This is a genomic window from Arthrobacter monumenti (assembly GCF_054511255.1).
On the sequence record NZ_JBTNCY010000003.1, the window covers coordinates 155,680 to 182,351 of the forward strand.

The following is a 26,672-nucleotide window of genomic DNA, read 5'->3' on the forward strand; positions in this document are numbered from 1 at the left end:
TTGGATTCTTCCAAATAACACTTTCCCCTCCCGTCAGAGCGTCCCATGAGCTTCGCTGTGAGGGTGGAGAACTTCGGAACACTGTCGATGCAAGAATGCCTCTGCTGGGGCTAAGCTGGCACAGAGTGTAATTCCTGTACCGGCGTCACAACCCTCCTGTGGAGCGGTAGGGTTGACGCGCGGCATGGAATCAAAGGATTGAGAAACCCATCGTGAAAGGTGGCACGTAAGCGTGAAGTTCAGAGTCGAGCGGGATGTCCTAGCAGAGGCGGTTACATGGACAGCCCGATCCCTGTCGCCGCGTCCGCCTGTCCCGGTTCTTTCCGGGCTGCTGCTCAAAGCCTCGGCCGGCACCCTCAGCCTTGCAAGTTTCGACTATGAGATCTCGGCCCGTTTGGAAATCCCTGCGGACATAACCGAAGAGGGAAAAATCCTGGTTTCGGGCCGGCTCCTGGCCGATATTTGCCGCAGTTTGCCCTCAGCGCCGGTTGAAGTTCAAACGGACGGTTCCAAAGTCACGTTGACGTGTCGGAACAGCCGGTTCAACCTGGCTACCATGCCAGAGGCGGATTATCCTGAACTTCCGGCGCTTCCCGATATCAGCGGAACGGTGGACGGTGAAGCCTTTGCCCAGGCCGTTTCGCAGGTCATCATTGCTGCAAGCAGGGATGACACGCTGCCGATTCTTACCGGTGTGCGGATGGAGATCGAAGATGATCTGATCACGTTGCTCGCGACCGACCGGTACAGGCTTGCCATGCGGGAAGTTTCCTGGCGCCCGGCGAGCAGCGGTATTTCCACGTCGGCTCTGGTTAAAGCCAAGACTCTTAACGAGGTGGCGAAGACCCTGGGCGGCTCTGGCGACATCAATATTGCCTTGTCGGATAACAGTGAGCTTATTGGTTTCGAAAGTGGCGGCCGGCGTACGACATCACTGTTGGTCGACGGCGATTACCCTAAGATCAGGGCTCTCTTTCCTGAGAACACTCCAATTCATGCGACCGTGGAGACGACCACGCTGGTTGAAGCGGTTCGACGTGTGGCTCTCGTTGCCGAGCGGAATACGCCCGTCCGACTCGCATTCACCGATGGTCAGCTGAGCCTCGATGCCGGTACCGGCGAAGACGCGCAGGCATCAGAAGCGATTGAGGCAGCACTGACCGGAGACGACATCACGGTCGCCTTCAATCCGCACTACCTCAGTGAAGGCCTCAACGCTTTTGACAGCAAGTATGTGCGCTTCTCATTCACCACCCCGCCCAAGCCTGCCGTCGTGTCCGCCCAGGATGACATCGATGGTGACGATGACGACAAGTACCGCTACCTCCTGATGCCGGTTCGGTTGCCTAACTAGTAGCCGGGATCACCGCCGGCTGAAGTAAGGAATCAACTCCAGGAAAGAGTGATCAAGGTGCACATTGGACTCGTCGGTCTCGGCAAAATGGGCTTTAACATGCGCGAACGGATGCGCCGAAAAGGTCTCGAAGTCACTGGCTATGATCGCAATCCCGAGCGTTCCGACGTCGACTCGATCCAGAAAATGGTCGCCGCGCTTCCGTCTCCCCGCGCTGTGTGGGTCATGGTTCCGGCCGGTGACATCACAACAAGTGTGATCACCGAAGTTGCCGCGGAGTTGGCTGAAGGCGACATCATCATTGACGGTGGTAACTCAAAGTTCACCGATGATGCTAAACACGGCGCCTTGCTGGCAGAGAAGAAAATCGGCTTCGTCGACGTCGGTGTTTCCGGCGGGATCTGGGGCCTTGAAGAGGGATACGCCATGATGGCCGGCGGCGATGCCGGCCATATTGAATTGATCATGCCAGTTTTTGACGCCTTGCGTCCGGATGGGGCACGGGAAGAAAGTTTCGTCCATGTCGGCGACACCGGGGCCGGGCACTACGCCAAGATGGTTCACAACGGCATTGAGTACGGACTGATGCAGTCCTATGCCGAGGGGTACGAGATCCTGGCCTCAAAAGACATCATCAAGGATGTGCACGGAACATTCCGGGCGTGGCAGAGGGGAACAGTTGTACGCTCTTGGTTGCTGGACCTGTTGGTGAAGGCACTGGAGGAAGACCCGGATCTGTCCGGGACGGGTGGCTACGTTGAAGATTCCGGAGAGGGAAGATGGACAGTGGAAGAGGCTATCGAACATGCCATCCCTGCACCTGCCATCACCGCTGCGCTGTTCGCCCGCTTCTCATCCAGGCAGAAGGATGCACCGGCGATGAAAGCGGTGGCCGCCTTGCGCCACCAGTTTGGCGGCCACGCCGTCAGACCGGCCGGGGAATAGTGCTTTCTGCAACACCCCCGGGACCACCAATAAGTCTGTCTTCTGATAGAGCACTGTTCGACTGCAAGAATTGGAATAGCGACCGGTGTACGTAGAGTTTCTTTCCCTGACCGACTTCCGCAGCTACAGCCAATTGGATGTGGAGCTGGGCCCCGGTGTCACTGTCTTTGTTGGTCCAAACGGGCTGGGCAAAACCAATATCGTCGAGGCGATTGGCTATCTTGCTTCAATGTCGTCGCATAGGGTCAGCACCGATGTGCCCCTGATTCGTTTTGGCGCCGAACGTGCCATGGTAAGAGCTCGACTTCGCCGGGGCAGCCAGGGAACCGCCGTCGAAATGGAAATTAACGCTGCAAAATCCAACCGCGCCAGAATCAACCGGGCCAACCCTGTTCGGGCCAGGGATGCGCTGGGCATTTTCCGCACCGTCCTCTTCGCACCGGAAGATTTGGCCCTGGTCAAGGGTGACCCGTCGAACCGGCGCAGATTCCTGGATGACCTGCTTGTTGCGCTGCGCCCCCGCCATGCCGCCACCAGAAGCGACTACGAACGGGTACTCAAGCAGAGGAACGCCCTGCTCAAATCCGCCCGGGCCAGCGGCAAATTCACCGAAGGGCATCAGGCAACCTTGGATGTCTGGAACCAGCATATGGCTGTGGCTGGTGCGCAGTTGTTACGGGCCCGTTTGGATCTGGTCGATCAACTCCAACCCCATATCGCTCGTGCCTACAACGACCTCACCGATGGTTCCAAACTGGCGGGCGCCAAGTATAAATCGACCATCCAGACCGCCCTGGCCGATGACGGAGCCGCAGAGGAAGAGATCTCCGAAACGGCCCAGGACCTGTATCCACTCAGCGTGGACCAGCTGGCGGAAATGTACTTAGCCGCATTTGAGGTCCAGCGCCGTAAGGAGCTGGAACGGGGAGTCTCACTTGTCGGACCACACCGGGACGAGATCGAACTTATGCTCGGTGAGGCGCCGGCGAAGGGATATGCGTCCCATGGTGAGACCTGGTCCGTCGCGTTGTCGCTGCGGTTGGCCTCGTATTATGTTTTCCTAGCCGACGATGACGCCGCCGGCGCGGCTCCGATCCTGGTCCTTGATGATGTCTTCGCGGAGCTGGATGTCCAGCGTCGTGCGAGGCTGGCTGAAATCGTTGCCACCACCGAACAGGTCTTGGTCACGGCTGCCGTGGCGGAGGATATCCCCGCCGCGCTGGATGGCCGCCGGATTAAAGTCGTGGCTGGCGGGTTGAGCGATGGCGACTAGCAACAAGGGAACTCCACCGGACGGGGACGGCCGCGATGACAAAAACGGTCAGCAGTTTGAATCCCGCCAGGACATCGACGCCGCCAGTTCTGCACTAAACCGGATGCGCGAAGCCGCGCTGTTGAGGGGAGATCGCCGTACCGCTCCCGGCCGCACATCAGGACCCGCCCAGCGGAGGCAGCATCGTGGGTATCACCAACGGGAGGATTTCGGGCGGGAGCCTCAGGGGCTGAGCAACATCGTCGGCCGTCTCGTCAGGGAACGTGGGTGGACGGCTCCTGTGGCAGTTGGTTCCGTCATGGCCCGGTGGAATCAATTGGTTGGGCCTGATATCTCGGCCCATTGCCAGCCGGAAAGTTTTGCCGACACAACGATTGCCGTGAGGTGTGATTCAACGGCATGGGCCACACAATTGCGGCTGCTCAGTCCCAATCTGCTGGCAAAATTTGATGCGGAACTGGGACAAGGCATCGTGACGAAAATCCATGTCATCGGCCCGGCCGCACCCAGCTGGCGGAAGGGGAACCGTTCGGTGAGTGGACGCGGCCCCAGGGACACCTACGGCTAACGTCGAACGTCGTCGCTTTTGGGAGTCCATGTGAGAATATGCACCGGAATGTCCACAGCTGTGGATAACTTTTCGCCCCGGCACAACGCCGTGTAGGACTCCGTATGGGCCGTAGGACGTATGGAACCTTCGCTACATGTGTCGGAATCGCTCAAATGCCGCATTATTGGCCGCGCATGGACGGTTCAGTGCGGTCTGAGCCCAGGGGACAAGGTAGAATAGAGAGAGGATACACCGGGTGCGGCCCGTTTTGCGCCCGGATGTTGCTTTGTGCCCTCCAGCCCCTCTTTTAGGAGTAGACAGCGCCTGTGGTTAATGACAATCCGGCCCATGCCGAAAACGAGATTGCACCTGATACTGCCGTTATGAGGGACTACGGCGCCGACGACATCACCGTCTTGGAAGGCTTGGAGGCGGTTCGCAAGCGTCCAGGCATGTATATCGGATCAACCGGGCCCCGTGGTCTGCACCATCTGGTGTATGAGGTTGTGGATAACTCTGTGGATGAGGCTCTTGCGGGCTATTGCACCCACATTGAAATAACGCTGCTCGCAGATGGCGGCGTGCGGGTTGTCGACAATGGACGCGGAATCCCCGTGGATATGCACAAGACCGAAAAGCGGCCGACCGTCGAAGTTGTGATGACGATCCTTCACGCCGGCGGAAAGTTTGGGGGTGGCGGATACGCCGTTTCCGGAGGCTTGCACGGCGTCGGAATCTCGGTGGTTAACGCCTTATCCAGCCAGGTCGAAACAGAGGTACGCCGTCAGGGATATGTCTGGAACCAGTCCTTCGCCAATGGCGGAATGCCTGTCGGTGAACTGCGCAAGGGCGAGGAAACCTCGGAGACAGGGACGTCCCAGACCTTCTATGCCGATCAGAGCATATTCGAAACCACCGACTACGATTTTGAAACCCTGCGGGCCCGTTTCCAGCAGATGGCATTCCTGAATAAGGGCTTGACCATCACCATGACCGACGAGCGGGTGATGGAGGAAGACGGCGATGAGCTTGCCGAGGAAGAAGACGAGACTCCCAAGCACCGGCGCGTTTCCTACCGCTATGACAACGGGCTGCTGGATTACGTCACCTACCTGAACTCCTCTAAGAAGGTGGATGTTATCCATGAGGATGTCATCGCCTTTGAGACAGAGGACAAAGAACGTGAAATCGCTCTCGAGATGGCGATGCAGTGGACGACCGCATATTCCGAAAGCGTCCATACTTACGCCAACACCATCAACACCCATGAAGGCGGAACCCACGAAGAAGGCTTCCGCGCCGCGATGACCTCCCTGATCAACCGGTACGCCAGGGACAAGAACATCATCAAGGAGAAGGACGACAATCTGACCGGAGACGACATCCGTGAGGGTTTGACCGCGGTTATCTCGGTAAAACTTGGGGAACCGCAGTTCGAGGGCCAGACGAAGACGAAACTCGGAAACTCGGAGGCTCGAACCTTTGTTCAGAAGGCAGTGAACGAGCTGCTGGGTGACTGGTTGGACAGGAATCCGGGTCCGGCCCGGGACGTCATCCGCAAATCCATTCAGGCATCCCAAGCCCGGTTGGCGGCCCGTAAGGCCAGGGAGAATACGCGCCGCAAAGGTTTGTTGGAGTCCGGTGGCATGCCGGGCAAGCTCAAGGACTGCCAGTCCAAGGACCCGGCGAAGTCCGAAATCTACATCGTAGAGGGCGATTCGGCCGGCGGTTCCGCCGTCCGCGGACGCAATCCGGAAACCCAGGCGATTCTCCCGCTGCGGGGAAAGATCCTCAACGTGGAGCGCGCCCGGTTGGACCGGGCGTTGGCCAACGCGGAAGTCCAGGCAATGATTACTGCCTTCGGCGCCGGCATTGGTGAAGACTTTGACGTCACAAAGGCGCGGTATCACAAGATTGTGCTGATGGCCGACGCCGACGTCGATGGCCAGCACATCACAACCCTGCTGTTGACCTTGTTGTTCCGCTACATGCGGCCCTTGGTTGAGCAAGGATACGTGTACCTGGCACAACCGCCGTTGTACCGGATCAAGTGGTCGAATGCGCCCCACGATTACGTCTTCAGCGACCGTGAGCGCGATGCTGTATTGCAGGATGGCCTGGCCTCAGGCCGGAGGATCCCCAAGGATAATGGCATCCAGCGGTATAAGGGCCTGGGTGAGATGGACTACACCGAGCTGTGGGACACGACGATGGATCCGGACCATCGCACGCTGATGCAGGTCACCATGGATGACGCGGCCGCCGCTGACCAGATTTTTTCAGTCCTGATGGGCGAAGACGTCGAACTCCGGCGAAACTTCATCCAGCAGAATGCCAAGGATGTTCGGTTCCTCGATATCTAGCAGCCGGTCCGGAGCGGTCGTTCCGGACGCGGTGGAGTTACACCCCTTGACGGGAAAATCCAGCCGCCCGGACACCGCGGCTGTGTCCCATCCACTGATCAAACCTCATGAACTGATGAACGGAACTGGAAGAGTATGAGCGACGAGACTCCTGAGACACCTTCGGGCAACACTCCGGCCGATGGCGAGGTGGTGGCTGGAGCGACGATGACTGACCGCGTGGAGCAGGTGGACCTGCAGCTGGAAATGCAGCGTTCCTACCTGGACTACGCCATGGCCGTCATCATCGGCCGGGCACTGCCCGATGTCCGCGACGGTTTGAAGCCGGTGCACCGCCGGGTGCTCTATGCAATGTTCGACGGCGGCTACCGCCCGGACCGTTCGTTCAACAAGTGTGCCCGCGTCGTCGGGGAAGTGATGGGCCAGTATCACCCGCATGGTGACATGGCCATCTATGACGCCCTCGTGCGTCTCATTCAGGACTGGACCATGCGGTATCCGTTGGCGCTTGGCCAGGGAAACTTCGGGTCTCCCGGTAACGACTCCGCGGCCGCTCCGCGTTATACCGAAACCAAAATGGCGCAGCTCGCCATGGAAATGGTCCGTGACATCGACGAGGAAACCGTCGATTTCAAGGACAACTACGACGGAAAGAACCAGGAGCCGACGATTCTGCCGGCCCGCTTCCCCAACCTGCTGGTAAATGGCTCCTCAGGTATCGCCGTCGGGATGGCCACCAACATTCCGCCGCACAACCTCCGTGAAGTGGCCGAAGGAGTGCAGTGGTACCTGGAGCACCCGGAAGCCAGCCGGGAAGAGCTGCTTGAAGCACTCATTGCCCGCATTAAGGGTCCGGACTTCCCAACCGGGGCGCAGATCCTGGGACACCGTGGCATCGAAGACGCTTACCGAACGGGGCGCGGGTCGATCACCATGCGTGCAGTGGTCAACGTGGAGGAAATCCAGGGACGCACCTGCCTCGTCGTCACCGAACTGCCGTACCAGACCAACCCGGACAATCTGGCCATCAAGATTGCCGAACTGGTCAAGGACGGCAAAGTGCAGGGCATCGCGGACCTGCGGGATGAAACTTCGGGCCGCACGGGTCAGCGGCTCGTCGTCGTGCTCAAGCGCGACGCCGTCGCCAAGGTCGTTCTGAACAATCTGTACAAGCACACCCAGCTGCAGGAAAACTTCAGCGCGAACATGCTGGCCATCGTCGACGACGTACCCCGTACGCTGAGCCTGGATGCATTCATTCGGCATTGGGTTATCCACCAGTTGGATGTCATTGTCCGGCGTACGCGCTACCGCCTGCGCAAGGCTGAAGAAGCGGCGCACATTCTCCGGGGCTACCTCAAGGCCCTGGACGCGCTCGACGACGTTATCGCCTTGATCCGCCGGTCCCAGACTGTCGAAGATGCGCGCAATGGGTTGATGGAGCTGTTGTCCATCGACGAGCAGCAGGCCCAGGCCATTCTGGACATGCAGTTGCGCCGCCTGGCTGCGCTGGAACGCCAGAAGATCCAGGATCAGCACGATGAACTGGAACGCCGGATCATCGAATACAACGACATTCTTGGATCCCAGGAACGGCAGCGCACAATTGTCAGCACCGAGCTGCGCGAACTGGTGGAGAAGCACGGTGATGACCGGCGTACCGAAATCATGCTCGGCTACGACGGCGATATGAGCATGGAAGACCTCATTCCGGAAGAGGAAATGGTCGTCACCATCACCCGGGGTGGCTACGTCAAGCGCACGCGCAGTGACAACTACCGGTCGCAGAACCGTGGCGGCAAGGGCATTCGCGGAGCCCAGCTCCGGGGGGACGACGTCGTCGAACATTTCTTCGTCACGACCACTCACCATTGGCTGTTGTTTTTCACCAACCTGGGCAGGGTCTACCGTGCCAAGGCTTACGAGCTGATCGAAGCGGGACGGGATGCCAAGGGCCAACACGTTGCGAACTTCCTTGCCTTCCAGCCGGACGAGCAGATCGCGCAGGTGCTGGACCTGAAGGACTATAACCAGTCCCCATATCTGGTCCTGGCGACCAAGAACGGACTCGTCAAGAAAACGAGGCTGGAGGATTATGACACCAACCGTTCCGCCGGGGTCATTGCCATCAATCTGCGTGAGGACGACGAGCTGGTCTCGGCGCAACTCGTGTCGGAAACGGATGACATGATGCTGGTTTCCCGCAAGGGCCAGTCGCTTCGTTTTACCGCTACGAATGAGGCTCTGCGGCCGATGGGCCGGGCGACTTCCGGGGTGACCGGTATGAAGTTCCGTGAGCGGGACGAACTGCTGGCTGCCGAAGTGGTCACCGAGAATTCGTTCGTCTTCACGGTGACCGACGGCGGATATGCCAAGCGCACGGACGTGGACCAGTACCGGCTGCAGGGCCGCGGCGGACTTGGCATTAAGGTGGCCAACCTTGTCGAGGAACGTGGTGGACTGGCTGGCGCCCTCATTGTGCAGGAGGGTGACGAGGTGCTGGTGGTGATGAACGGCGGTAAAGTCGTCCGTTCCAGCGTTACCGGCGTTCCGGCCAAGGGCCGCGACACGATGGGTGTTGTCTTCGCCAAACCGGATAAGAACGACCGGATTATCGCAGTGGCACGCAATAGTGAACGGAACCTGGCAGCCGTTGACGAGGATGCCGAGGATCTCGATGAGCCGCCTGTCAGCGAGGATTCAGGTGCCGTTGAGGAAGGCGCCGGACCTGCGCCGACCCCCGCCGATGAAGTACCGTTGACTGCAGATCAGCAGGCAAATGGTGAATCCCGAACTGAGGGAACGGCCGAGCCTGACACAAACGGAGGTAACGAGTGAGTACGACCAACTCCAACCAGCGGGGCGGTTCCAGCCAGGCAAACCGGCCGCAACCGTACAGTGCTCCCCGGTCCGGAGCCCCTGCGCGTCCTTCACAAGGTCCAGGTGGCGCGTCGTCCAACCGCTACAGTTCGGCGGCGTCGCCGCGGCCATCAGCACAACGCACGGGAGCATCAAAGTCCGGGCTTGTCCGGCCGGCGCCCAAGGCCAAGGTGCGCCGTGCCAGGCTCCTGATCAGCAAGGTGGACCCATGGTCGGTGCTGAAAATGGCCTTTCTGCTGTCGGTTGCGCTCGGCATTGTCACCGTGGTGGCGTCGATCGTGTTGTGGACGGTTCTAGACCTCACCGGGATCTTCGACCGGGTTAACGGTCTACTGGACCAGATCATGGGATCCGAGACGGGACCGGCCTTCGACCTGAGGACATTCGCGTCGCTGGGACAAGTGGCATCATTCGCAACGATTATTGCCGTGGTGAATGTGGTGCTGCTGACCGCCCTCGCGATGCTTTCAGCTATCCTCTACAACATCTCCGCAACCCTTGTTGGAGGTATTGGCGTCACCCTTACAGACGACTAATTTGAGCCGGACAGGTTCAGTAAGGTAGTGTCGTATCTCGGCCCGATACGGCATCCGGGCGTATAGCTCAGACGGTTAGAGCGCTTCGCTGATAACGAAGAGGTCCCAGGTTCAAGTCCTGGTACGCCCACGGAAACTGCCACGGATTTACGGTCAGGAGAACCATCATGAAGAAGTTGCTCGCTGTTGCAACTGCCATTGCTGGAGTACTGGCGTATAAGAAGTGGCAGGATTCTGAAGCGGAGAAATCCGTATGGAGTGAATCGACAGATAAAGTCGACTAACGCTCCGGAACCGGTGTTTTGGTTCTTCGGCCCGTATGGGTTGAGGTAGACTGAACTGGTTCCTTTGAGGGGGCATGGCGCAATTGGTAGCGCACCTGCTTTGCAAGCAGGGGGTTCGGGGTTCGAGTCCCCGTGCCTCCACCGGAAGGAAACCCGGTCAGCATCAGCTGGCCGGGTTTTTCCGTCTCTGCCCTAGGGTTGGATGAGTGAACTACATCCTGGCCCTGGCCGGCGTTTTGGGCGTCTCCATGTCGGGACCGATTATGGCCGCGACGGCGGCTCCTGCCCTGAGCATTGCCTTTTGGCGCAATGCGCTCGGCTCCGCCACCCTGGGTATATATGTCGGTGCCGCCCAACGGACCAATTTCAAGGCGCTGACGCTCAAGGATTATGGCTGGACGGCGTTCTCGGCGCTGGCCCTGGCCGGTCATTTCGCCTGCTGGATCACCTCCCTCAAACTTACCTCTGTCGCCTCCGCGACGGCACTGGTATGCATGCAGGTGGCCTGGGTTGCCATCCTCACCAGACTGGGCGGCGGACGGACGTCACGGCGGATTACTGCCGGACTCTTCGTGGCGATCGCCGGCGTTTTTGTCATTACCGGATTCGATTTCAGCCTCTCCACCGAGGCGCTGGTGGGAGACCTACTCGCCGTCGCCGGTGGAATTTTTGCTGCCCTGTATGTGATGGCAGGGGCTAAGCTGCGCCGGACAATGTCGACGACGACGTATGCGGCGTTGTGCTATGGAGGATCGGCGCTGGTGTTGCTCCTGCTTTGTCTGGCCACAGGGCAGCCACTGTGGGGGTTCAGCGTCTGGGCATGGGCTGGAATCGTCGGCGTCACCATTGTGGCCCAGCTCGTTGGGCACACCGTCTTCAATCACTTGCTGGCGGTCATGAGTCCGATGGTGGTCTCGTTGATTATCCTTCTCGAAGTCCCAGGCGCTGCCCTGCTTGCCGGGATGTTCCTCGGGCAGACACCGCCAACAGGGACTTATCTGGGGCTCGCCCTCATTCTTGCCGGGCTTGCCGTTGTGGTGACCGGACAACAACCGCCTGACCCTGCAAAGCCGGTTGCAAGGACCCGGAGAACGGCCCGTTAAAAAGCGAGTGCCCCCGGACAACCGGGGGCACTCGCTAATCCTCAGCCTTTATTGGCAGCTACTTCGTATGCTTGCTGCCGGTGCTGGAATTGCTGTCCTGTGCGGCGGAGCGGCTCTCAGCCTCGACTTCCTTCGCCTGTGCCTTAGCCTCTTCAGAGACTTCTTTAGCAGCCTGCTTCGCCTCAGCGGAGATTTCTTTGGCTTCCGCCTTGGCCTCTGCGGATACGTCCTTTGCGGCAGCCTTGGCCTCTGCGGCCAGCTCCTGAGACTCCATTTCAGCAGTGGCGGGTGCGCCTGTGCCGGAGTCGCGGAATGCCGGGCTCGTTGGTGCCGGTGTCTTCCAGGGATCTTCCACAGGCTTGGAAGCACGCCAGGCGGCAACACCTGCAACAACGGCGGCGGCAATAATACCGAAAACGAGCCAGCCCTTGTTGTTGGACTTCCGCTTCATCTGCAGGTCCTTGGAGGCTTGCCTGGCAGCCTTGACGGCTGCCTTTTTGGCATTGCCCAGAGCCTTCTTATCGCCCGTCACGCGCGTAACAACGGCATTGAAGCGTTCCGGTGTCTCCACCTTGTCCAGTCGGGTGGCCAGGGTTCCGGCGGCCACGCCCAAACGGTTCGAAACCTGGGGGATGTAGTCATCCACCATGCGGTCGCGCGCGTGGTTGATTGCCGGAGCAGCCCGGTCAAGCTGCGACTGGATCCTGGGTGTTACCTCGTCCACTGCATGGGAAATCTTCGGGCCCATGCGATCGAGCCCATGCTGGATCTTTGGAGTCACCGTTGCGACGCCCCCGGCGACCCCGCCGGCAGCCCGGCGGACTCCCTCCTGGATCTTCGGTGACGCGGTCTCATAGCCTTTTTCGAGCTTGGGCATCGCCCACTTCTTTCCGCCCTCGATTCTCGGTGCAGCCCACTGCCGGGCAGTAGCTACGCCGGTGTAGAAGCCTTCTTGGAAATCGCGGGTTTTGTGCTCAGTTTTTTTCACAGTTACCTCCCGAGGATGGTCTCAACCTTGAGGTAAGCCTACGTGCTATGACAATGCCACGCTATTCGTTTGAAAAAGCACTGCACAGTTTCACTGTCCGCTAAACGAGCGGAATCCGGAGAATGCTGCGAACCGGCATGGAAGAATGGAGCTATGACTGCTATCCCTACCGCAAAAGCGACCATCCACACCAACCACGGCGACATTGTGGTGAACCTCTTTGGCAACCATGCGCCTAAGACTGTGAAGAACTTCGTGGACCTGGCCACCGGTGCCCGCACATGGACGCACCCGGCCACCGGCGAGGAGACCAACGCGCCGCTGTACGACGGTGTTGTTTTCCACCGCATCATTAAAGACTTCATGATTCAGGGCGGGGATCCGCTTGGGCAGGGAGTCGGCGGACCCGGGTACAAGTTTGACGATGAGATCAACCCCGACCTGGACTTCACCGAGCCTTACAAGCTGGCCATGGCCAACGCCGGCATCCAGATGGGCCGAGGCACCAACGGGTCACAGTTCTTCATCACCACGGCCCCCACCACGTGGCTGCAAGGCAAGCACTCGATCTTCGGCGAGGTGGCCGACGACGAGTCCCGCGCCGTCGTCGACAACCTGAACAATGTCGATACCGATGGCCGCGACAAGCCCCGCGAGGACGCCTTCATCAAGACCATCGACGTCGAGCAGCTCTAAGCATTCGTTTCCACCGCCGTTCCCTGAGCAGAACGGCCTATGGCGGCCTGCAGAGGAGCAAATGCCTGTGAGTTACGGAACCCCGGCCGGACAGCCGTCCCAAGACGTTCCGGTCTGCCCCCGTCACCCGGACCGCATTTCCTATGTCCGGTGCCAGCGGTGCGGCAGGCCCGCGTGTCCAGAATGTCAGCGGACGGCGTCCGTCGGGGTTCAGTGCGTCGACTGCATTCGGGAGACGTCAAAGTCTGTCCCTAAAACGAAGACCACTTACGGCGGAGCGGTCCGGCCAGGCAAGCCGCTGGTGACGTACACTCTCATCGGCTTGTGTGTGGCCGTCTTCCTGCTGCAGTTCATCCTCCCGGGACTGACCCGCAGTTTCGGCTATTCGCCGCTGTACACGTTGACGGACCCTTGGACGATGCTGACCTCTGCGTTCCTGCATTCGCAAGGCTTCTTTCTGCATATCGCCTTCAATATGTATATCCTCTGGTTGATCGGCAACTCCCTTGAGCCATTGCTCGGCCGGTCCCGTTTCCTTGCGCTGTACCTTATATCCGCCTTCGGCGGTTCGGTCGGTGTCCTGTTGCTATCGCCCCTCAATACGCTCGTCATCGGCGCCTCTGGAGCTGTCTTCGGCCTGTTCGGCGCCCTCTTCGTAATCCAGCGCCAGCGTGGCGGAGATGTGCGCCAACTGGTCATCCTGATCGCTATCAATGCGGTCCTGGGCTTTGTGGTGAGCGGTATCGCCTGGCAAGCGCATTTGGGAGGACTGGTGGCCGGTGGTCTGGCCGCGGCCGTCCTTGCCTATGCACCCCGCGGAAAGAAAAGAACTCTGGTGCAAACCGCGGGGCTGGCCGGTGTTGCGGCTTTGTTCGTCGCTATCGGAGCCGCCCGGATCTGGGTGCTGCTCTAAGTTATCCACAGGATATATCCACACTGGGGAGAACTTACACACATGTAATTCCACAGCTGTGGATATATCGCATCCCTGCCATGCCGGGAAATTTGCTGATTACCGCACAGATTTTATCCACCGCTGTGGAAAACTTCTCCCCACTCCTTGTGGACTTTGTGGATTCCCAAGTTACGGGGCGCTGACCGAGCCGCCATTTGGCCTCCATCGCGGCTCAAGGAAGTTGTTGCTTAGCTGTCCAGCATCAACCCTGCAAGGGCGGAAGCATCGGAGGGTCCGAGCGGCCTGTTGGTCATGAGTCGGCGGTAGAAGATCGCACCTGCCAGCGCCGCGGAGGCTAGCTCGGGATCGAGAGTTGGAGGAAAGTCTCCCGTCTCGATGCCGCGCCGCAAGACGTCTACCAGGGCGCTGTTCCGCCGGGTTGAGTAGCTATAGAGGAAGTCGCGCACGGTGCGGTCGTGCTCGGCTGCCTCGATGAGTGCTGGAATGCAGCTTGAGAACGTAGTGCGGGTCAGGGCGTCTGTGAGGTGACGCAAGAGAGCCTCGACCTGTTCGCGTGGGTTATCGGCATTCAGATCGGGGGCCGGCTGCTGGTTGAGTGCCTCTAATGCATCGGTGATGAGGCTGAGCTTGCTTGGCCAGTGCCGGTAGACGGTGCTGCGGCCAACGTTTGCCCGCGCCGCAACGGATTCGATGGTGAATCCGCCATAACCTGCTTCCGCGAGTTCCTCCAAGGCTGCCTCGCAGATGACGCGACGCGAGCGTTCGATCCGGGGATCTACAGTTTGGACCCGTCGGCTGGGGCTCACTCCACATCTCCTCCACTATGATACACAACTGTCTTGCTATGAAACACAAGTGTATCGTACGATTTAGATGGACCCACATTGAGGAGGTGTCCATCATGGACGAGGTCAGTGTTCGCTATATCGTCGACGACGTGGATTCGGCGGTTGAGTTCTACAGCACCCACTTGGGATTCCAGATAGGTTTGCACCCAGGGCCGGGATTCGCGATGCTGCACTGCGGCAACCTTCGCCTGCTGCTCAATACGCCTGGTGGCGGAGGTGGTGCCGGGCAAAACCTGGCCGACGGTTCCACGCCGGAACCAGGCGGCTGGAATCGAATCCAGATAGTCGTGGCAGATCTGGAGGCCATCGTCGCCTCTTTGCGCGAGGCAGGGGCACCGGTCAGGGGCGGCGTAATTACGGGTCGCGGTGGCAGACAGGCGCTTGCCCAGGATCCCGCCGGCAACCTCGTCGAGCTCTTCGAGCCATTCAGTCAGTGAACGATCCGGCTGCGGCGGTCCGTGTTGGCTACTCGCCTATTGCGCCGTCTATCGCTTCGCGGAGGAAATCCGCGTGGCCGGCGTGGCGGGCGGTCTCCTCGATGAGGTGCAGGAGAACCCAACGGAGTGAGAAGTGCTGCCCGTCCCGGAGAGACTTGTTTGATCGCTGATCCAGATCCGCTGCTTCGTCCACCACACGGCGGCTCCGCTCGCACGCTTCGCGGTAGCGACTCTGCAGCTGCTCGGGCGGGAAGTCTGGAGCGGTGTGGAATTCCCAGTCCGGGTCGTCGGCCCAGTCAGCGCTGGCCCACGGTTCGCGCTCGGGGAGGCCGGAGAAACGGACCTCCATCCAGTCCTCTTCCACCAGCGCAAGGTGGTGGAGCAGGCCGGAGAGCGTGAGCTCCGACGGCGGGTGGACCCGTGACATCTGCTCCTGAGTCAGACCGCTCGTTTTAACGAGCATGGTTTCCCGCTGGTAGTCGAGATACTGTTTGAGCAGCCTGAGCTCAGAACCCTTGGGATCGGGATCGATTCTCATGTTCTGGCTATGACCGCCAACGGGTAGTCATCAGGAAGCCGGCGATGGCGATACCGAAACCAATGGTGATGTTCCAGGCTCCGATGCCCGGGATCGGCCAGAGAGCCTCGGTTATGTAAAAGACGAGGATCCACACCAGTCCGAGAAGCATCAGACCGAACATGACGGGCTTAAACCACACAGGGTTCGGTCCCGGCTCACGCGATGCTCGGGGACGGCGGTCGGCCGACTGCGGCTTCTTGCGGGACTTCGACTCGGGCACGGATCCTCCTTGACGCGTTCACCGCGAACGGTGAACGACCGTTATGGCATTCAGCTTCTCTCAAACGTTGCGCCGCCGCAAGGTATTCTATTGTGAGGGCTTCTGCGCCGTGGGGCAGAAGTTACTCAAACGATCGTTGCGGGCCGGTGCGGTTCTGGAGGCAATTCTAGCGACTTTTCGCGCCGGAACTTCCCAGCGGCCCCTAAACCGAGCGTCCACGCTACCGGGAGGCGCAGTGGCACAGACTACCGCCGTCCGTCAGCGGCACTCAACGCGAAGCGCGCCGCCGCGCCGGCGGCCTATTCTGAGCACGATCGTGCAGGTCTGTGGAGAACTATTGATCACCGCCGGCGTCGTCCTGCTGCTGTTCGTTGCCTGGGAATTGTGGTGGACGAACATCGAGGCCAATGCCAAACAGCAGGAGGTCGTCGAGTCACTCGCTGAATCCTTCGACTTACCTGCGGTACCTCCATCGGAGCCGGGAGGCGGAGCCCCCGCACCCGCTCCAGCGGATCCGGCGCAGCCGGCGGAGCAAGAAGTGGAACCGCCGGTAATGGAGTCCGTACCTGCCGGCCAACCAATCGGCATCATGTATGTGCCCCGGTTTGGTGACACCTACACGCGGCCAATCGTCTCCGGCGTCGGTGCAACTGTTCTGGACAATCTGGGACTGGGACATTATCCCGAGACTGCGATGCCCGGCGAAGTCGGCAACTTCGCCCTCGCCGGCCACCGGCAGACGCATGGAAAGGTCCTCGATGCAATCCACACGTTGGTTCCCGGGGATAAACTTTATGTGCAGACTGCCGATGGCTATTACACGTACGTATTCCGCAACAAGCAGATCGTCCTCCCGAGCCGTGCCGATGTCCTGCTGCCGGTTCCTACCCAGCCCGGTGCTGAACCTGCCGAACGAATAATGACCTTGACCAGTTGCAACCCTCGTTACGGAGCACAGGAACGCATCATCGCCTACTCCGTGATGGAATCCTGGCGACCGCTCTCTGCAGGTCCGCCCGCCGCCATCGCGGACCAAGTGGCAGCGGTACAAAAGTAAGGGATAATTAGATGTATGGATGGATTTTCCGCCACCTTCCGGGTCCGCTGTGGATGCGGATCGTTCTATCCGCCGTGCTGTTGATGGCGGCGGTGCTGGTGCTGATGCAGTTCGTTTTCCCCTGGCTGGGACAATTCAATCCCCTCAACGATTCAACGATTGGGAACCCAAACGCGTTATGAATAACCGCATTCTGGTTGTCGATAATTATGACAGCTTCGTATACACACTGGTCGGTTATCTCCGGCAGCTTGGTGCTGAAACCACGGTGGTGAGGAACGACGACGTCACGCTGGCCGAGGCGATCGAACTTGCTTCCAGCCGCGACGGCGTCTTGATCTCACCAGGGCCCGGTGCCCCGGCGGATGCAGGCATCTGCGTAGACCTGATCCGCTACTGCGGTGACGTTGGCAAACCGATGCTCGGCGTATGCCTTGGCCACCAGGCACTGGCGGAGGCGTATGGCGGCGTGGTGACGCACGCGGCCGAGCTGATGCACGGCAAGACCTCGCAGATTGAGCACGGGGATGGAAACGTATTCGCCGGTCTGCCGAGCCCGCTGACGGCCACGCGGTACCACTCCCTGGCAGCTGTGAGCGAGAGTATCCCGGACGTCCTTGAAGTTACCGCCAGGACACCCGGCGGCGTCGTGATGGGGCTCGCCCATCGGACCGCTCCCCTGTGGGGCGTGCAGTTCCATCCGGAATCCGTCTTGACCGAGGGCGGCTACCAGATGCTGGGCAACTGGCTGGAGTCTCTGGGCATGACCGGAGCGGCCGAGCGTTCTTCGACTCTCAGCCCGCTCATCAGCAGCTGAAACCCTGGCCTGACACTAATCGTCTTCGGGCGGTGCCGAGTCCGTAGGTTCAGGACTTGGGCTGGTGCTGGGACCCGGCGATTCCGCATCCGACGACGGGCTATCTTCCGGGACCGGTTCTTCCTCCGGTTCGACAGCGACCGTGATCAGGACTTCGGTCCCTTGGGCGACGGCGGTTCCTTCGGGAACACTCTGCCCGGTCACGAGGCCCGGCTTCACGACGGAGTTCTCCTCCTCCTCGACGCTGTACGGGAGATTGACGGCAGGATCCTCCAAAGTGGCCTTGGCATCCTCGACGGGTATGCCCGTGAGCTGCGGCATGGTGACACTTCCCGTAGAAATGACCAGATCGACTGTTGATTCAGCCGGAACGGAGGACCCCAGAGCAGGCTCAGTCGCGATGAGATCGCCCTCGGGTACCGTGGCGCTGTTTGTCGCCTCCGTGGTGCCGCCAACGAGGCCCAGCTGTCCAAGCCGGTCCCGGACAGTCGCCTCGCTTTGGCCGCTGAGGCTTTCGGGGATAACGACGGTGCTCGGACCGGTTGAAATCAGGAGCTCCACGGTACTTCCTACCTCGACCCTGGCACCGGCTTCAGGCGACGTACCGATGGCAAGGCCTTCCTCGACCCGCTCATTTTCGACGCGATCGGTCACCCAGTCGAGATCCTGCTCATTCAGGGCAGAGAGTGCCTCCGCTTCAGTCATATTTTCGACGGCGGGAACCTTCACCAACGGCGGTGGCGGAGGTTCGGCTGTCAGCGTGTTGTAGAGGAAGTAGCCGCCGGCCCCAAGCACCAGCAGGAGGGCAACGACCAAAGCGGCGATCCAGCCGCCGCGGCGCTTCCTGCCCCGCGGCTTCCTGTTGCGGTCGTCGTCGAAATCGACAGGACCGCCGGGGTTACCGTCATATGCTTCCCCGTTGTGTGGAGGGCCATCGGTCCGGACCTTGGCCATCGCCCTGGTTCCAGGACCGGGATCAACGGTGTAGCCTTTTCCACCGTGATCGCTGTCATGCGGACGCGGCATTGCCTGCGTCCTGGTGCTGCCGCCGACGTTCTGTACGCTGGTTTCGGCCGTGTGGCTTCCTGCCGATCCGGCGGCTGCAGCGACGTTGGGGACAACCACAGTTGCCTGCGAATCCTGCTCGGGAACGGTGGGTGCAGGCGGGGTAAGCGCGACGCCGGTCCGCGCCGCACGCAGCGCCCGGCGGAATGCCGCGGCATCCTGGAAGCGCTCCTGCCTGCTCTTCTGCAGGGCGCGGAGCATCACTCCATCCAGAGCGGAGCTGATTTCCGGGTTGAACCGGCTGGGAGGCTCCGGTACTTCACGCACATGCTGGTAGGCGACTGAGACTGGGCTGTCGCCGACAAATGGCGGGCGGCAGGTCAGCATTTCATAGAGTAGGCAGGCCGCGGAATAAAGGTCACTTCGTGCGTCGACAGTCTCTCCCCTGGCCTGCTCGGGCGACAGGTACTGTGCTGTTCCAATGACCGCCTGGGTCTGGGTCATGGTCGCCGCGGAGTCGGCAATCGCCCGGGCGATACCGAAATCCATCACTTTTACGCCGCCGTCGGGCGTTACCATCACATTGGCCGGTTTGATGTCGCGATGAACAATACCGGCCCGATGGCTGTATTCCAGGGCCGAGAGCACGCCCAAGGTGTGTTCGATTGCCTCATCGATACTGAGTTCCTTGGAACGGACCAGGTCCCGCAAAGTCCGGCCGGCGACATACTCCATCACGATAAAAGGAACCGTGACCGGTTCGGCGACGTTGTCCACCACGCTCTGATCACCAGTGTCGAAAACGGAAACAATGCTGGGATGGTTCAGGCCAGCCACCGCTTGCGCTTCGCGGCGGAAACGCGACTGGAACTGAGGATCGCGGGCCAAATCGGGGCGGAGGAGCTTGATGGCCACCGAACGGCCCAGGCGGACGTCACGGCCCAGGTGAACGTCGGCCATGCCGCCACGGCCGATCAGTTCACCTACCTCGTAACGTCCATCGAGGACACGTTGCTGGCTCAAATTTCTCCTGTCAGTGTTGGCTATGGTGTGGGGCTTGTGGATGGGACGGGCGGAATTGGGGCGTCTGTTACGGCACGCCCGGACCTAAACCCTGGGACGTCGATTCACTGGGCGCAGGCGATGCCGATTCCTCGGGTTCCGGGCTGGGCCCGAGTGATACGACATAAGATACAACCGATCCCTGATCAACTGTGGTTCCCTCACCGGGCGAAACCTCAATGACCTGCCCCTCGGGGACCGAAGGATCATACCGGGACCCACTCTGTTGAGGCTGCAGTCCGGCATCGACAATCTGTGCTGACGCGGTTTGTGCATCCGCACCGATCAATCCACCCGGTACGGTCGCCTGTTCCGGTCCGGTGGAATACTGCACGGTAATGGTCTCGCCCGGCGTGAGCGGACCGACCGGACGGACGCCAAGCACTGTGCCAGCCGCCTCGGAACTGGGCACCGGGTCTTCCGCAACAACGAATCCGAGATTTGCGAGCTCAGCGGCGACCTGATCGAAAGGTCTCCCCTGATATTCGGCCTCGACGATGTTTACCGTTTCGGGTTCCTCGGGCTCCGCCGGAGTCTCCGGTTCGGGTGCCGGTGCCGGCGGGGTCGGTTCCGCGCTTTCGCTGGTTTCCGGTTCGGTTTCAGATTCGGTTGGCGTCGCGGACTCAGACGTCGTGGTCTCACTCGTGGGCGGCGGGCCCTCATCGTCCGCGAGCAGCGGAGTGAGGATCAGCCAGCCGATAACGGCAAAGAGGATCAGCAGCAGCAACGCAAGGAGCGGCCAAGTCCACGGACTGCGGCCACGGCGCTCCGGTTCTTCCTCCACCACCTCTTCGTCCTCGACCCAGGCACGTTCGGCTTCGACCGCATCATCGTCGCGGCCAACGGCCGGCATGGCCGACGTCGCGGGGGCGGTGACAGCCTGCGTCGCCGCCGTCGGCTGCTCATCAACCGGGGCAGTGACTGCACCTCCGGCACCGGCGCCAAACAGCAGCATGGCCGGTACGGCAGCTTCGGCGCCGCGGATATCGCCCCTGCGGATGGCATCAACGGCATCACCGAGCGATTTTGCGTCCTTCGGCCGTTCCTCCGGGGATTTCGCAAGCATGGACATCAACAGCGCGCGGACGGGTTCCGGCAGATGCTCGGACAGCGGCGGCGGCTCATCATTGACCTGGGCCAGGGCAATGGCGATCTGTGACTCACCGGAGAATGGCCGCGATCCAGCGACGCATTCGTAACCAATTACCCCAAGGGAATATATGTCACTGGAGCCAGTGGCAACCTGCCCCGTCGCCTGCTCCGGCGCCAGGTACTGGGCAGTTCCCATCACCTGACCGGTGGCGGTCAGCGGAACCTGATCGGCGAGGCGGGCGATACCGAAATCGGTGATTTTCACGCGGCCGTCCGGAGTAATCAAGAGGTTTCCCGGCTTGATGTCCCGATGCACGAGGCCCTGCGCATGCGCAGCTGCCAGTCCGCGGGCAGTTTGCCCAATTATGGACAGCGTCCGGTCCGGTGAGAGGACCCGTTCACGCTCGATGATGGTCGAGAGTGGAACGCCAGGGACAAGTTCCATCACGAGGTAGGCGGATCCTGCCTCTTCGCCGTAATCGAAGACGTTCGCGATGCCGGGATGGCTCAGCAATGCGGTGTGCCGTGCCTCGGCGCGGAAACGCTCCAGGAACCCGTCGTCGCCGGTGTATTCCTCCTTGAGGATCTTAATGGCCACCAGCCGGCCCAGAACCTGATCCTGTGCCTTCCAGACTTCGCCCATGCCTCCAATCGCAATACGATCGGTCAGCTGGAATCTGCCGCCGAGTGTGATTCCAGAACTTGGCCTCACCTGTTCAACACCGCCTCAAGAAGTCGCTTAGCGTTTGGACCCGTAAATTGTGCGCCCGTTTCAATATCGACATCCGAGACGACGATCGATACCACTGCCTGCGGGTCATCAGCGGGGGCGAAGCCGGTGAACCAGGAGTTGTTCTGTCCAGGCGTGCCGAGTTCCGCTGTTCCGGTCTTACCGGCGACTTCAACGCCTGGGATAGCGGCCGCCGAACCGATGCCTTCGTCAACCACGCCCACCATCCAGTCAGTAATCTGGTTCGCGATTTCGGGACTGGTCGGGGTGGAAAAGACTTCCGGCTCGGGGGAACTGACCGGTTGCAGGTCCGGGCTGCGGACCGTCTCCACCAGTTGGGGCTTCATAATTACGCCGTCATTGGCTATGGCGGCCGACATCATCGCCACCTGCAGCGGTGTCACCCGCACATCGCGCTGGCCAATAGAGGACTGGGCGAGGGCAGCGTCGTCCAATCCATCCGGGAAGATGCTCGGGGTGACGCGCAGCGGAATGCTCAGTTCCTGTCCGAAACCGAACTCCTGAGCCTCCTGCTGGATGGTTTCACCGCCGAGTTCCAGGGCAATACTGGCAAATGGCGTGTTGCAGGACTGCGCCAGGGCGAAAGCGAAGCTCGCCTCCGTCTGGGCGGAACAACCGCCAGTGGCAAAGTTGGGCAGGGTGTAGTCCAGACCGGGGAACTCCATTGCGGCAGGATTCGGAAGCGTACTGTCCGGAGAATATTCGTCGGATTCCAGCGCGGCGACAGTGTCAATGATTTTGAACACCGATCCAGGGGCATAGAGGTCACCCTCAATGGCGCGGTTGAACAAGGGGTTGTTCGGCGCCGACGTGATCTGCTGATAGTTCTCCACCACCTGGCTGGAACTGTGTCCGGCCAGCAGATTCGGATCATAGGACGGCTTGGAAACCATGGCGATGATGTCACCGGTTTCAGGGTCCATGACCACGATCGACCCGGTCTGATTGCCGAGCGCTTCGTAGGCCAACCGCTGGATCTCGGGGTCAATCGTCAACTCCACTGAATAACCCTTGGGCTGATTGCCGGACAGCAGGGACATGGCCTTATCGATGAACAACTCGCTGGCATCGCCCGAGAGCTCCTCACCCATCACGTCCTCCAGCGCCGTCGCCCCGTAGACGAGGGAGAAGTAGCCAGTCAGATGCGCATACATCTCTCCGGGTTCGTAGACACGTTGGTAATTGAACTGGTCGTCAGAGGGAACGGAATGAGCAATTTGCTGCCCATCGACCAGTATGGCGCCCCGGTCGCTGCCGAACTGCTGGTACAGCTGCCGGTTGTTCCAGTCGTTTGCCTGCAGTTCGTCCGCCACAAAGAACTGGACGTATGTCACTGAGCCCAGGACCAAGGCGAACATGGTCAGTGCGATAACCCAGGAGTTTCGAATAGCTTGATTCATAGTTTCCGCACCGCCTCGGTTGCTGTTCCATCTGATTTCCCGCTGGACCCGGTCATGCTCGACGGTGGCTGGGTGTCAGCCGTGAGATCCTCGTTCGGCATGGGTCCTGTCGCTACGGGCCGCCTTGCCGCATCCGAGATCAGCAGAAGCAGGGCAATAATGATCCAGTTCGCCAGCAGGGAGGAACCACCGGCCGACATGAATGGGGTGGTCAGGCCGGTCAGTGGGATCAGCCGCGTCACACCGCCGATGACCACGAAACACTGCAGTGCGATGACGAACGAGAGTCCGCAGGCGAGCAGCTTGCCGAATCCGTCCCGGGTGCCGAGGGCTGCACGGAAACCACGAGTGACCAGGAGTACGTAGAGCAAGATGATGGCGGAGAGGCCAATCAGGCCCAGTTCCTCGCCCAGTGCAGCGATGATCATGTCGCTGTTCGCGAAGGAGACAAGGTCAGGCCGCCCCTGGCCCCATCCGGTGCCGGTAAGGCCCCCGCTGGCAAGGCCGAATAGACCTTGGACAATCTGGCCACTGCCGCCCGGAGCCCGGTTGTAGACCTCCGGGTCGAAAGCGTTGATCCAACTGTCGATCCGGAGTGTAACGTGCGGGAACAGTTGAGCCGCGACATATCCACCCGCCGCGATCAGCGCGAATCCGATGATCACCCAGCTGACCCGGCTGGTGGCCACGTAGATCATCGCCATGAACAATCCGAAGTACAGGATGGACGAGCCCAGATCGCGCTGGAAGATGAGCACGCCGATGCTGACACCCCAGGCGGCGAGCATGGGTCCCATATCCGTCAGCCGTGGAAACTGCAGCGGACCGAATTTTTTGCCCGCAAGCAGGATCAAATCGCGGTTTGCAGATAGATACCCGGCAAAGAATATAGCAAGAGTGATCTTGGCTATTTCACCGGGCTGGAACGAATATCCGCCTACCAGAACCCAGATCTGCGCTCCGTTGATTTGGGCACCGAGTCCGGGAACCAGGGGAAGTACCAGGAGCACCGCGCTGACCACGAGCGAAATGTAAGTAAACCGCCGCAGTGTCCGGTGATCCTTGAGCACCAGCAGCACGACTATGGCGACGACTATGGCGACGGCAGTCCAGAGCAGTTGGCTGGCGGCAGCGGAGCTGCCGGTTGACAGGTCCAGCCGATGAATCATGGCGATGCCAATGCCATTCAGGGCGGTGACAATCGGAAGTATTATTGGATCGGCATATTTGGCTTTGATCCGCAACACGATATGGAAGGCAAAGACGATGCCGGCCAAAGTTCCGGCCTGAACGAAGAATTCCTGTGTGAAGGCACGGCCGGAGTCGAGATCGACCAGCATATTCGCGCCAATGCCCACTATCAGGGCGAGCAGCAGTAACACTGCCTCGACATTCCGCCGTGGCTTCGGCACGGTTGCAACTTGGCTCATGATAAGTCTCCGCATTCAGCAGGCACACCGGAGGGATCGGCTGCTTCAGGGCCTTCACGGCTGTCCGGACTCCCGGTGCTGTCAGGGCTTGCTGTAGATGTACTGTCCGGCTCAGGTGAGGCGGATTCGGATGGACTGTCTGTGGGGTCAGGCGTCGCTGTTCCCGTCGTTGATGGCGACGGCGGCAGGGGCGGACAGTCCGGTTGCCGGGGTTCGGGGCCGGGGAACTGAATGTCGCGGACTATCTGGAATGCGTGATTCAGGTCCTCAGCCGGCAATGTCCGCTCGAGGCGCTGCTGGGCATACTCCGGCAGCGATTCCACCTCCACAAAGGTTTTAGTTCGCAGAGTGGACAGTGAAATAGGTCCGAGGTCTTGGGATATGCCCCGGTAAACAGCCACATTGCCCTCGTATTCTGCAACATAGTAGCGCGTCTGCGTCCAGGCGTAGCCGGCCCAGAGCCCTCCTGCGATGATGATGACGAGAATCGCGGCAATAACGGCGAAGAGTCCTCTCCGGGACCGCGGAACGCTCTCTTCTTCTTCGAACTCTTCAACGGTTTCCGGCGACTTGTGGGTCAGCAGTGTGGCAGCGCGGCGCTGTGCGGTGCGCTGCGCGATGGTTGGAATCTCTCCGGTACTGGCAACGGTAGCGGCCGAACCGACGAGAACGTGCGGTCGGCTGGCCAGTTCCTCGCGCAGCACCTCCGCGTTCAGGTGGTCTGTGTTGTCCGGGGTATCTTCGCCGTACGGCGTTGACTCATCCTTCGGGTCGCGGTCAGTAGACGTGGCCCTGGCCGTTGCACCGCTTTCTCCACCTTCAGTGGAATCGGATTCGACGACGGCGAGGGCCGTCGTCGCAATATTGTCCGATGTTCCTTCCGCAACTTCGGCGACCACAATAGTGACATTGTCCGGGGAGCCACCATCAAGGGTCAGCTCCACGAGCCGGTCAACGCATTCCTGCAAGTCCGGATAGCCACGCACTATCTGTTCGATGGTGCGCTCGTCGACCACCGCGTTCAGCCCATCCGAGCAGAGCATCCAGCGTTCGCCGATGTCGGCGTCGAACGCCATCAGGTCCAGCTCGGGACTGGCGTCCACGTCGCCCAGCACGCGCATCAGCACGTTTTTGTGCGGATGGGTTTCGGCATCCTCCGGCCGCAACCTGCCCTCGTCGATTAGACGTTGGACAAAAGTGTGGTCAATACTGATCTGCTCGAAGGTGTCATTCTTGAGCCGGTAGGCCCTTGAGTCACCGATGTGCGCGAAATGCAGTTTGTCTTCCGAGAGCAGTACGGCGGTAACGGTCGTACCCATGCCTGCCAGTTGCGGGCTCGTGCGGACAAGGTCTGAGAGCAGGGAGTTGGCGGTCTGGATCTCGTCCGCCAGCGCCGTTCCGGCGTCTCCGTGATAGACGTCATCGTCCAAATGGATCAGCTCGAGCACGGTTGAAGCCGAGGCTATGTTGCCCCCGGCGTGACCGCCCATGCCGTCCGCCACGACCGCCAGATACCTGCCGGCGTAGGCGGAGTCGTCGTTCTTTGACCTGACCTTCCCCACGTCCGATCGCGCCGCGTAGCGCAGGATCTTGACCACGGTCATTGCCTCAATTCGATGACCGTCTTACCGATCCGAATGGGTACCCCGGGTTCAACCGGTAATGCGCGCGTCAGCTGCGAGTCGGCGAGGTAGGTCCCGTTGGTTGAGCCGAGGTCTTCGATAAACCATCGGCTCCCCTGCGGGAAAAGGCGTGCATGCCTGCCGGACGCGTAGTCGTCGTCGAGCACCAGAGTGCATTCCTGGGCGCGGCCAAGAAGTATGGGACTGGAGGCAAGGTCAAGGGTTGTGCCCCGGAGCGGTCCCTCGGCGACGACGAGTTCGCGCAGCGGGCGCTTGGCCGGTGGAGGCGGGTGCTCGGCCATTTCCGGATTCTTCCGGACCTGCCGTGCAGTAGGTGCGCCGGTTCGGGTCCTGCGTCCCACGGCCAGATCCCGGCGGAGGGCGCTGACAATGCTGAAGATAAGGACCCACAACAACAATAGGAAACCGAAACGCAGAGCCGTAATGGTCAGTTCGCTGATCT

25 protein-coding genes and 2 tRNA genes are annotated in these 26,672 nt (G+C 60.5%); 17 read left to right on the forward strand and 10 right to left on the reverse strand.

Going from position 1 to position 26,672, the window contains the following annotated elements:
• The first annotated feature begins 232 nt into the window (after positions 1-232).
• From dnaN to ACX80B_RS05530, 11 genes are all read left to right on the forward strand, one after another.
• Complete coding sequence (gene dnaN, locus ACX80B_RS05480; protein WP_459293890.1) at positions 233-1,354, forward strand: DNA polymerase III subunit beta; 1,122 nt, start codon at positions 233-235, stop codon at positions 1,352-1,354.
• A gap of 57 nt (positions 1,355-1,411) precedes the next feature.
• A complete protein-coding gene (gene gnd / locus ACX80B_RS05485; protein ID WP_459293892.1) occupies positions 1,412-2,299 on the forward strand; it encodes a phosphogluconate dehydrogenase (NAD(+)-dependent, decarboxylating) in 888 nt (295 codons plus the stop codon).
• A gap of 85 nt (positions 2,300-2,384) precedes the next feature.
• The gene (gene recF / locus ACX80B_RS05490; RefSeq protein ID WP_459293894.1) at positions 2,385-3,572 is read left to right on the forward strand and encodes a DNA replication/repair protein RecF; all 1,188 of its coding nucleotides are present in this window, start codon (positions 2,385-2,387) and stop codon (positions 3,570-3,572) included.
• Positions 3,562-4,140 (forward strand): DUF721 domain-containing protein, encoded by a 579-nt coding sequence (locus ACX80B_RS05495; protein ID WP_459293896.1) that lies wholly within the window; start codon positions 3,562-3,564, stop codon positions 4,138-4,140. Before recF ends, ACX80B_RS05495 begins: the two co-directional genes overlap by 11 nt.
• A gap of 365 nt (positions 4,141-4,505) precedes the next feature.
• Positions 4,506-6,485 carry a DNA topoisomerase (ATP-hydrolyzing) subunit B gene (gene gyrB, locus ACX80B_RS05500; RefSeq protein ID WP_459294302.1) on the forward strand — a complete coding sequence of 660 codons (1,980 nt, stop codon included), beginning with the start codon at positions 4,506-4,508 and terminating at the stop codon, positions 6,483-6,485.
• A 135-nt stretch (positions 6,486-6,620) separates the two neighbouring features.
• Positions 6,621-9,323 carry a DNA gyrase subunit A gene (gyrA, locus tag ACX80B_RS05505; protein WP_459293898.1) on the forward strand — a complete coding sequence of 901 codons (2,703 nt, stop codon included), beginning with the start codon at positions 6,621-6,623 and terminating at the stop codon, positions 9,321-9,323.
• Entirely contained in the window at positions 9,320-9,901 is a 582-nt protein-coding gene (locus tag ACX80B_RS05510; protein ID WP_459293900.1) for a DUF3566 domain-containing protein, read from the forward strand. The genes gyrA and ACX80B_RS05510 overlap by 4 nt, the downstream gene beginning before the upstream one ends.
• 56 nt (positions 9,902-9,957) lie before the next feature.
• Positions 9,958-10,031, forward strand: a tRNA-Ile gene (locus ACX80B_RS05515).
• Between the two features lie 37 nt (positions 10,032-10,068).
• The gene (locus tag ACX80B_RS05520; protein ID WP_216699280.1) at positions 10,069-10,185 is read left to right on the forward strand and encodes a DLW-39 family protein; all 117 of its coding nucleotides are present in this window, start codon (positions 10,069-10,071) and stop codon (positions 10,183-10,185) included.
• 68 nt (positions 10,186-10,253) lie between these two features.
• A tRNA-Ala gene (locus ACX80B_RS05525) sits at positions 10,254-10,326 on the forward strand.
• Between the two features lie 65 nt (positions 10,327-10,391).
• A complete protein-coding gene (locus ACX80B_RS05530; protein WP_459293903.1) occupies positions 10,392-11,288 on the forward strand; it encodes a DMT family transporter in 897 nt (298 codons plus the stop codon).
• Between the two features lie 58 nt (positions 11,289-11,346).
• Here ACX80B_RS05530 and ACX80B_RS05535 read toward each other — a convergent pair whose 3' ends face one another.
• Positions 11,347-12,276, reverse strand: a complete 930-nt coding sequence (locus tag ACX80B_RS05535) for a hypothetical protein (protein WP_459293905.1) — start codon at positions 12,274-12,276, stop codon at positions 11,347-11,349.
• Between the two features lie 153 nt (positions 12,277-12,429).
• On the opposite strand from ACX80B_RS05535, the gene ACX80B_RS05540 reads away from it, so the two are divergent.
• Both ACX80B_RS05540 and ACX80B_RS05545 read left to right on the forward strand, forming a co-directional pair.
• A complete protein-coding gene (locus tag ACX80B_RS05540; protein ID WP_459293907.1) occupies positions 12,430-12,972 on the forward strand; it encodes a peptidylprolyl isomerase in 543 nt (180 codons plus the stop codon).
• A 301-nt stretch (positions 12,973-13,273) separates the two neighbouring features.
• Positions 13,274-13,885, forward strand: a complete 612-nt coding sequence (locus tag ACX80B_RS05545) for a rhomboid family intramembrane serine protease (RefSeq protein WP_459293909.1) — start codon at positions 13,274-13,276, stop codon at positions 13,883-13,885.
• 230 nt (positions 13,886-14,115) lie between these two features.
• Here the strand turns inward: ACX80B_RS05545 and ACX80B_RS05550 are convergent, their stop codons facing one another.
• Positions 14,116-14,694 (reverse strand): TetR/AcrR family transcriptional regulator, encoded by a 579-nt coding sequence (locus tag ACX80B_RS05550; RefSeq protein WP_459293912.1) that lies wholly within the window; start codon positions 14,692-14,694, stop codon positions 14,116-14,118.
• Between the two features lie 95 nt (positions 14,695-14,789).
• On the opposite strand from ACX80B_RS05550, the gene ACX80B_RS05555 reads away from it, so the two are divergent.
• The gene (locus ACX80B_RS05555) at positions 14,790-15,173 is read left to right on the forward strand and encodes a VOC family protein (protein WP_459293914.1); all 384 of its coding nucleotides are present in this window, start codon (positions 14,790-14,792) and stop codon (positions 15,171-15,173) included.
• A 28-nt stretch (positions 15,174-15,201) separates the two neighbouring features.
• Here ACX80B_RS05555 and ACX80B_RS05560 read toward each other — a convergent pair whose 3' ends face one another.
• Complete coding sequence (locus tag ACX80B_RS05560) at positions 15,202-15,711, reverse strand: DinB family protein (RefSeq protein ID WP_459293916.1); 510 nt, start codon at positions 15,709-15,711, stop codon at positions 15,202-15,204.
• A 7-nt stretch (positions 15,712-15,718) separates the two neighbouring features.
• Positions 15,719-15,973: a cell division protein CrgA gene (locus ACX80B_RS05565; RefSeq protein ID WP_026535923.1), complete on the reverse strand. Its 255-nt coding sequence runs from the start codon at positions 15,971-15,973 to the stop codon at positions 15,719-15,721.
• A 235-nt stretch (positions 15,974-16,208) separates the two neighbouring features.
• Between ACX80B_RS05565 and ACX80B_RS05570 the strand changes: the two genes are divergently transcribed.
• Genes ACX80B_RS05570 through ACX80B_RS05580 form a run of 3 tightly spaced genes read left to right on the forward strand, consistent with a single transcriptional unit; the run spans position 16,209 to position 17,847 of the window.
• Entirely contained in the window at positions 16,209-17,030 is an 822-nt protein-coding gene (locus tag ACX80B_RS05570) for a class E sortase (protein ID WP_459293919.1), read from the forward strand.
• A gap of 11 nt (positions 17,031-17,041) precedes the next feature.
• Entirely contained in the window at positions 17,042-17,212 is a 171-nt protein-coding gene (locus tag ACX80B_RS05575; RefSeq protein ID WP_459293921.1) for a hypothetical protein, read from the forward strand.
• Positions 17,209-17,847 (forward strand): anthranilate synthase component II, encoded by a 639-nt coding sequence (locus ACX80B_RS05580; protein WP_459293923.1) that lies wholly within the window; start codon positions 17,209-17,211, stop codon positions 17,845-17,847. Before ACX80B_RS05575 ends, ACX80B_RS05580 begins: the two co-directional genes overlap by 4 nt.
• 15 nt (positions 17,848-17,862) lie before the next feature.
• On the opposite strand, the gene pknB is transcribed toward ACX80B_RS05580, so the two are convergent.
• The 6 genes from pknB to ACX80B_RS05610 all read right to left on the reverse strand — a co-directional run bounded on the left by pknB (position 17,863) and on the right by ACX80B_RS05610 (position 26,670).
• Positions 17,863-19,875 (reverse strand): Stk1 family PASTA domain-containing Ser/Thr kinase, encoded by a 2,013-nt coding sequence (gene pknB, locus ACX80B_RS05585; RefSeq protein WP_459293927.1) that lies wholly within the window; start codon positions 19,873-19,875, stop codon positions 17,863-17,865.
• Between the two features lie 67 nt (positions 19,876-19,942).
• Positions 19,943-21,718, reverse strand: a complete 1,776-nt coding sequence (locus ACX80B_RS05590) for a protein kinase domain-containing protein (protein WP_459293929.1) — start codon at positions 21,716-21,718, stop codon at positions 19,943-19,945.
• Positions 21,715-23,157 carry a peptidoglycan D,D-transpeptidase FtsI family protein gene (locus ACX80B_RS05595; RefSeq protein WP_459293931.1) on the reverse strand — a complete coding sequence of 481 codons (1,443 nt, stop codon included), beginning with the start codon at positions 23,155-23,157 and terminating at the stop codon, positions 21,715-21,717. Before ACX80B_RS05595 ends, ACX80B_RS05590 begins: the two co-directional genes overlap by 4 nt.
• Complete coding sequence (locus ACX80B_RS05600; protein ID WP_459293933.1) at positions 23,154-24,587, reverse strand: FtsW/RodA/SpoVE family cell cycle protein; 1,434 nt, start codon at positions 24,585-24,587, stop codon at positions 23,154-23,156. Before ACX80B_RS05600 ends, ACX80B_RS05595 begins: the two co-directional genes overlap by 4 nt.
• Positions 24,584-26,191 (reverse strand): PP2C family protein-serine/threonine phosphatase, encoded by a 1,608-nt coding sequence (locus ACX80B_RS05605; RefSeq protein WP_459293935.1) that lies wholly within the window; start codon positions 26,189-26,191, stop codon positions 24,584-24,586. The genes ACX80B_RS05600 and ACX80B_RS05605 overlap by 4 nt, the downstream gene beginning before the upstream one ends.
• Positions 26,188-26,670, reverse strand: a complete 483-nt coding sequence (locus ACX80B_RS05610) for an FHA domain-containing protein FhaB/FipA (RefSeq protein WP_459294304.1) — start codon at positions 26,668-26,670, stop codon at positions 26,188-26,190. Before ACX80B_RS05610 ends, ACX80B_RS05605 begins: the two co-directional genes overlap by 4 nt.
• Positions 26,671-26,672: the final 2 nt, after the last annotated feature.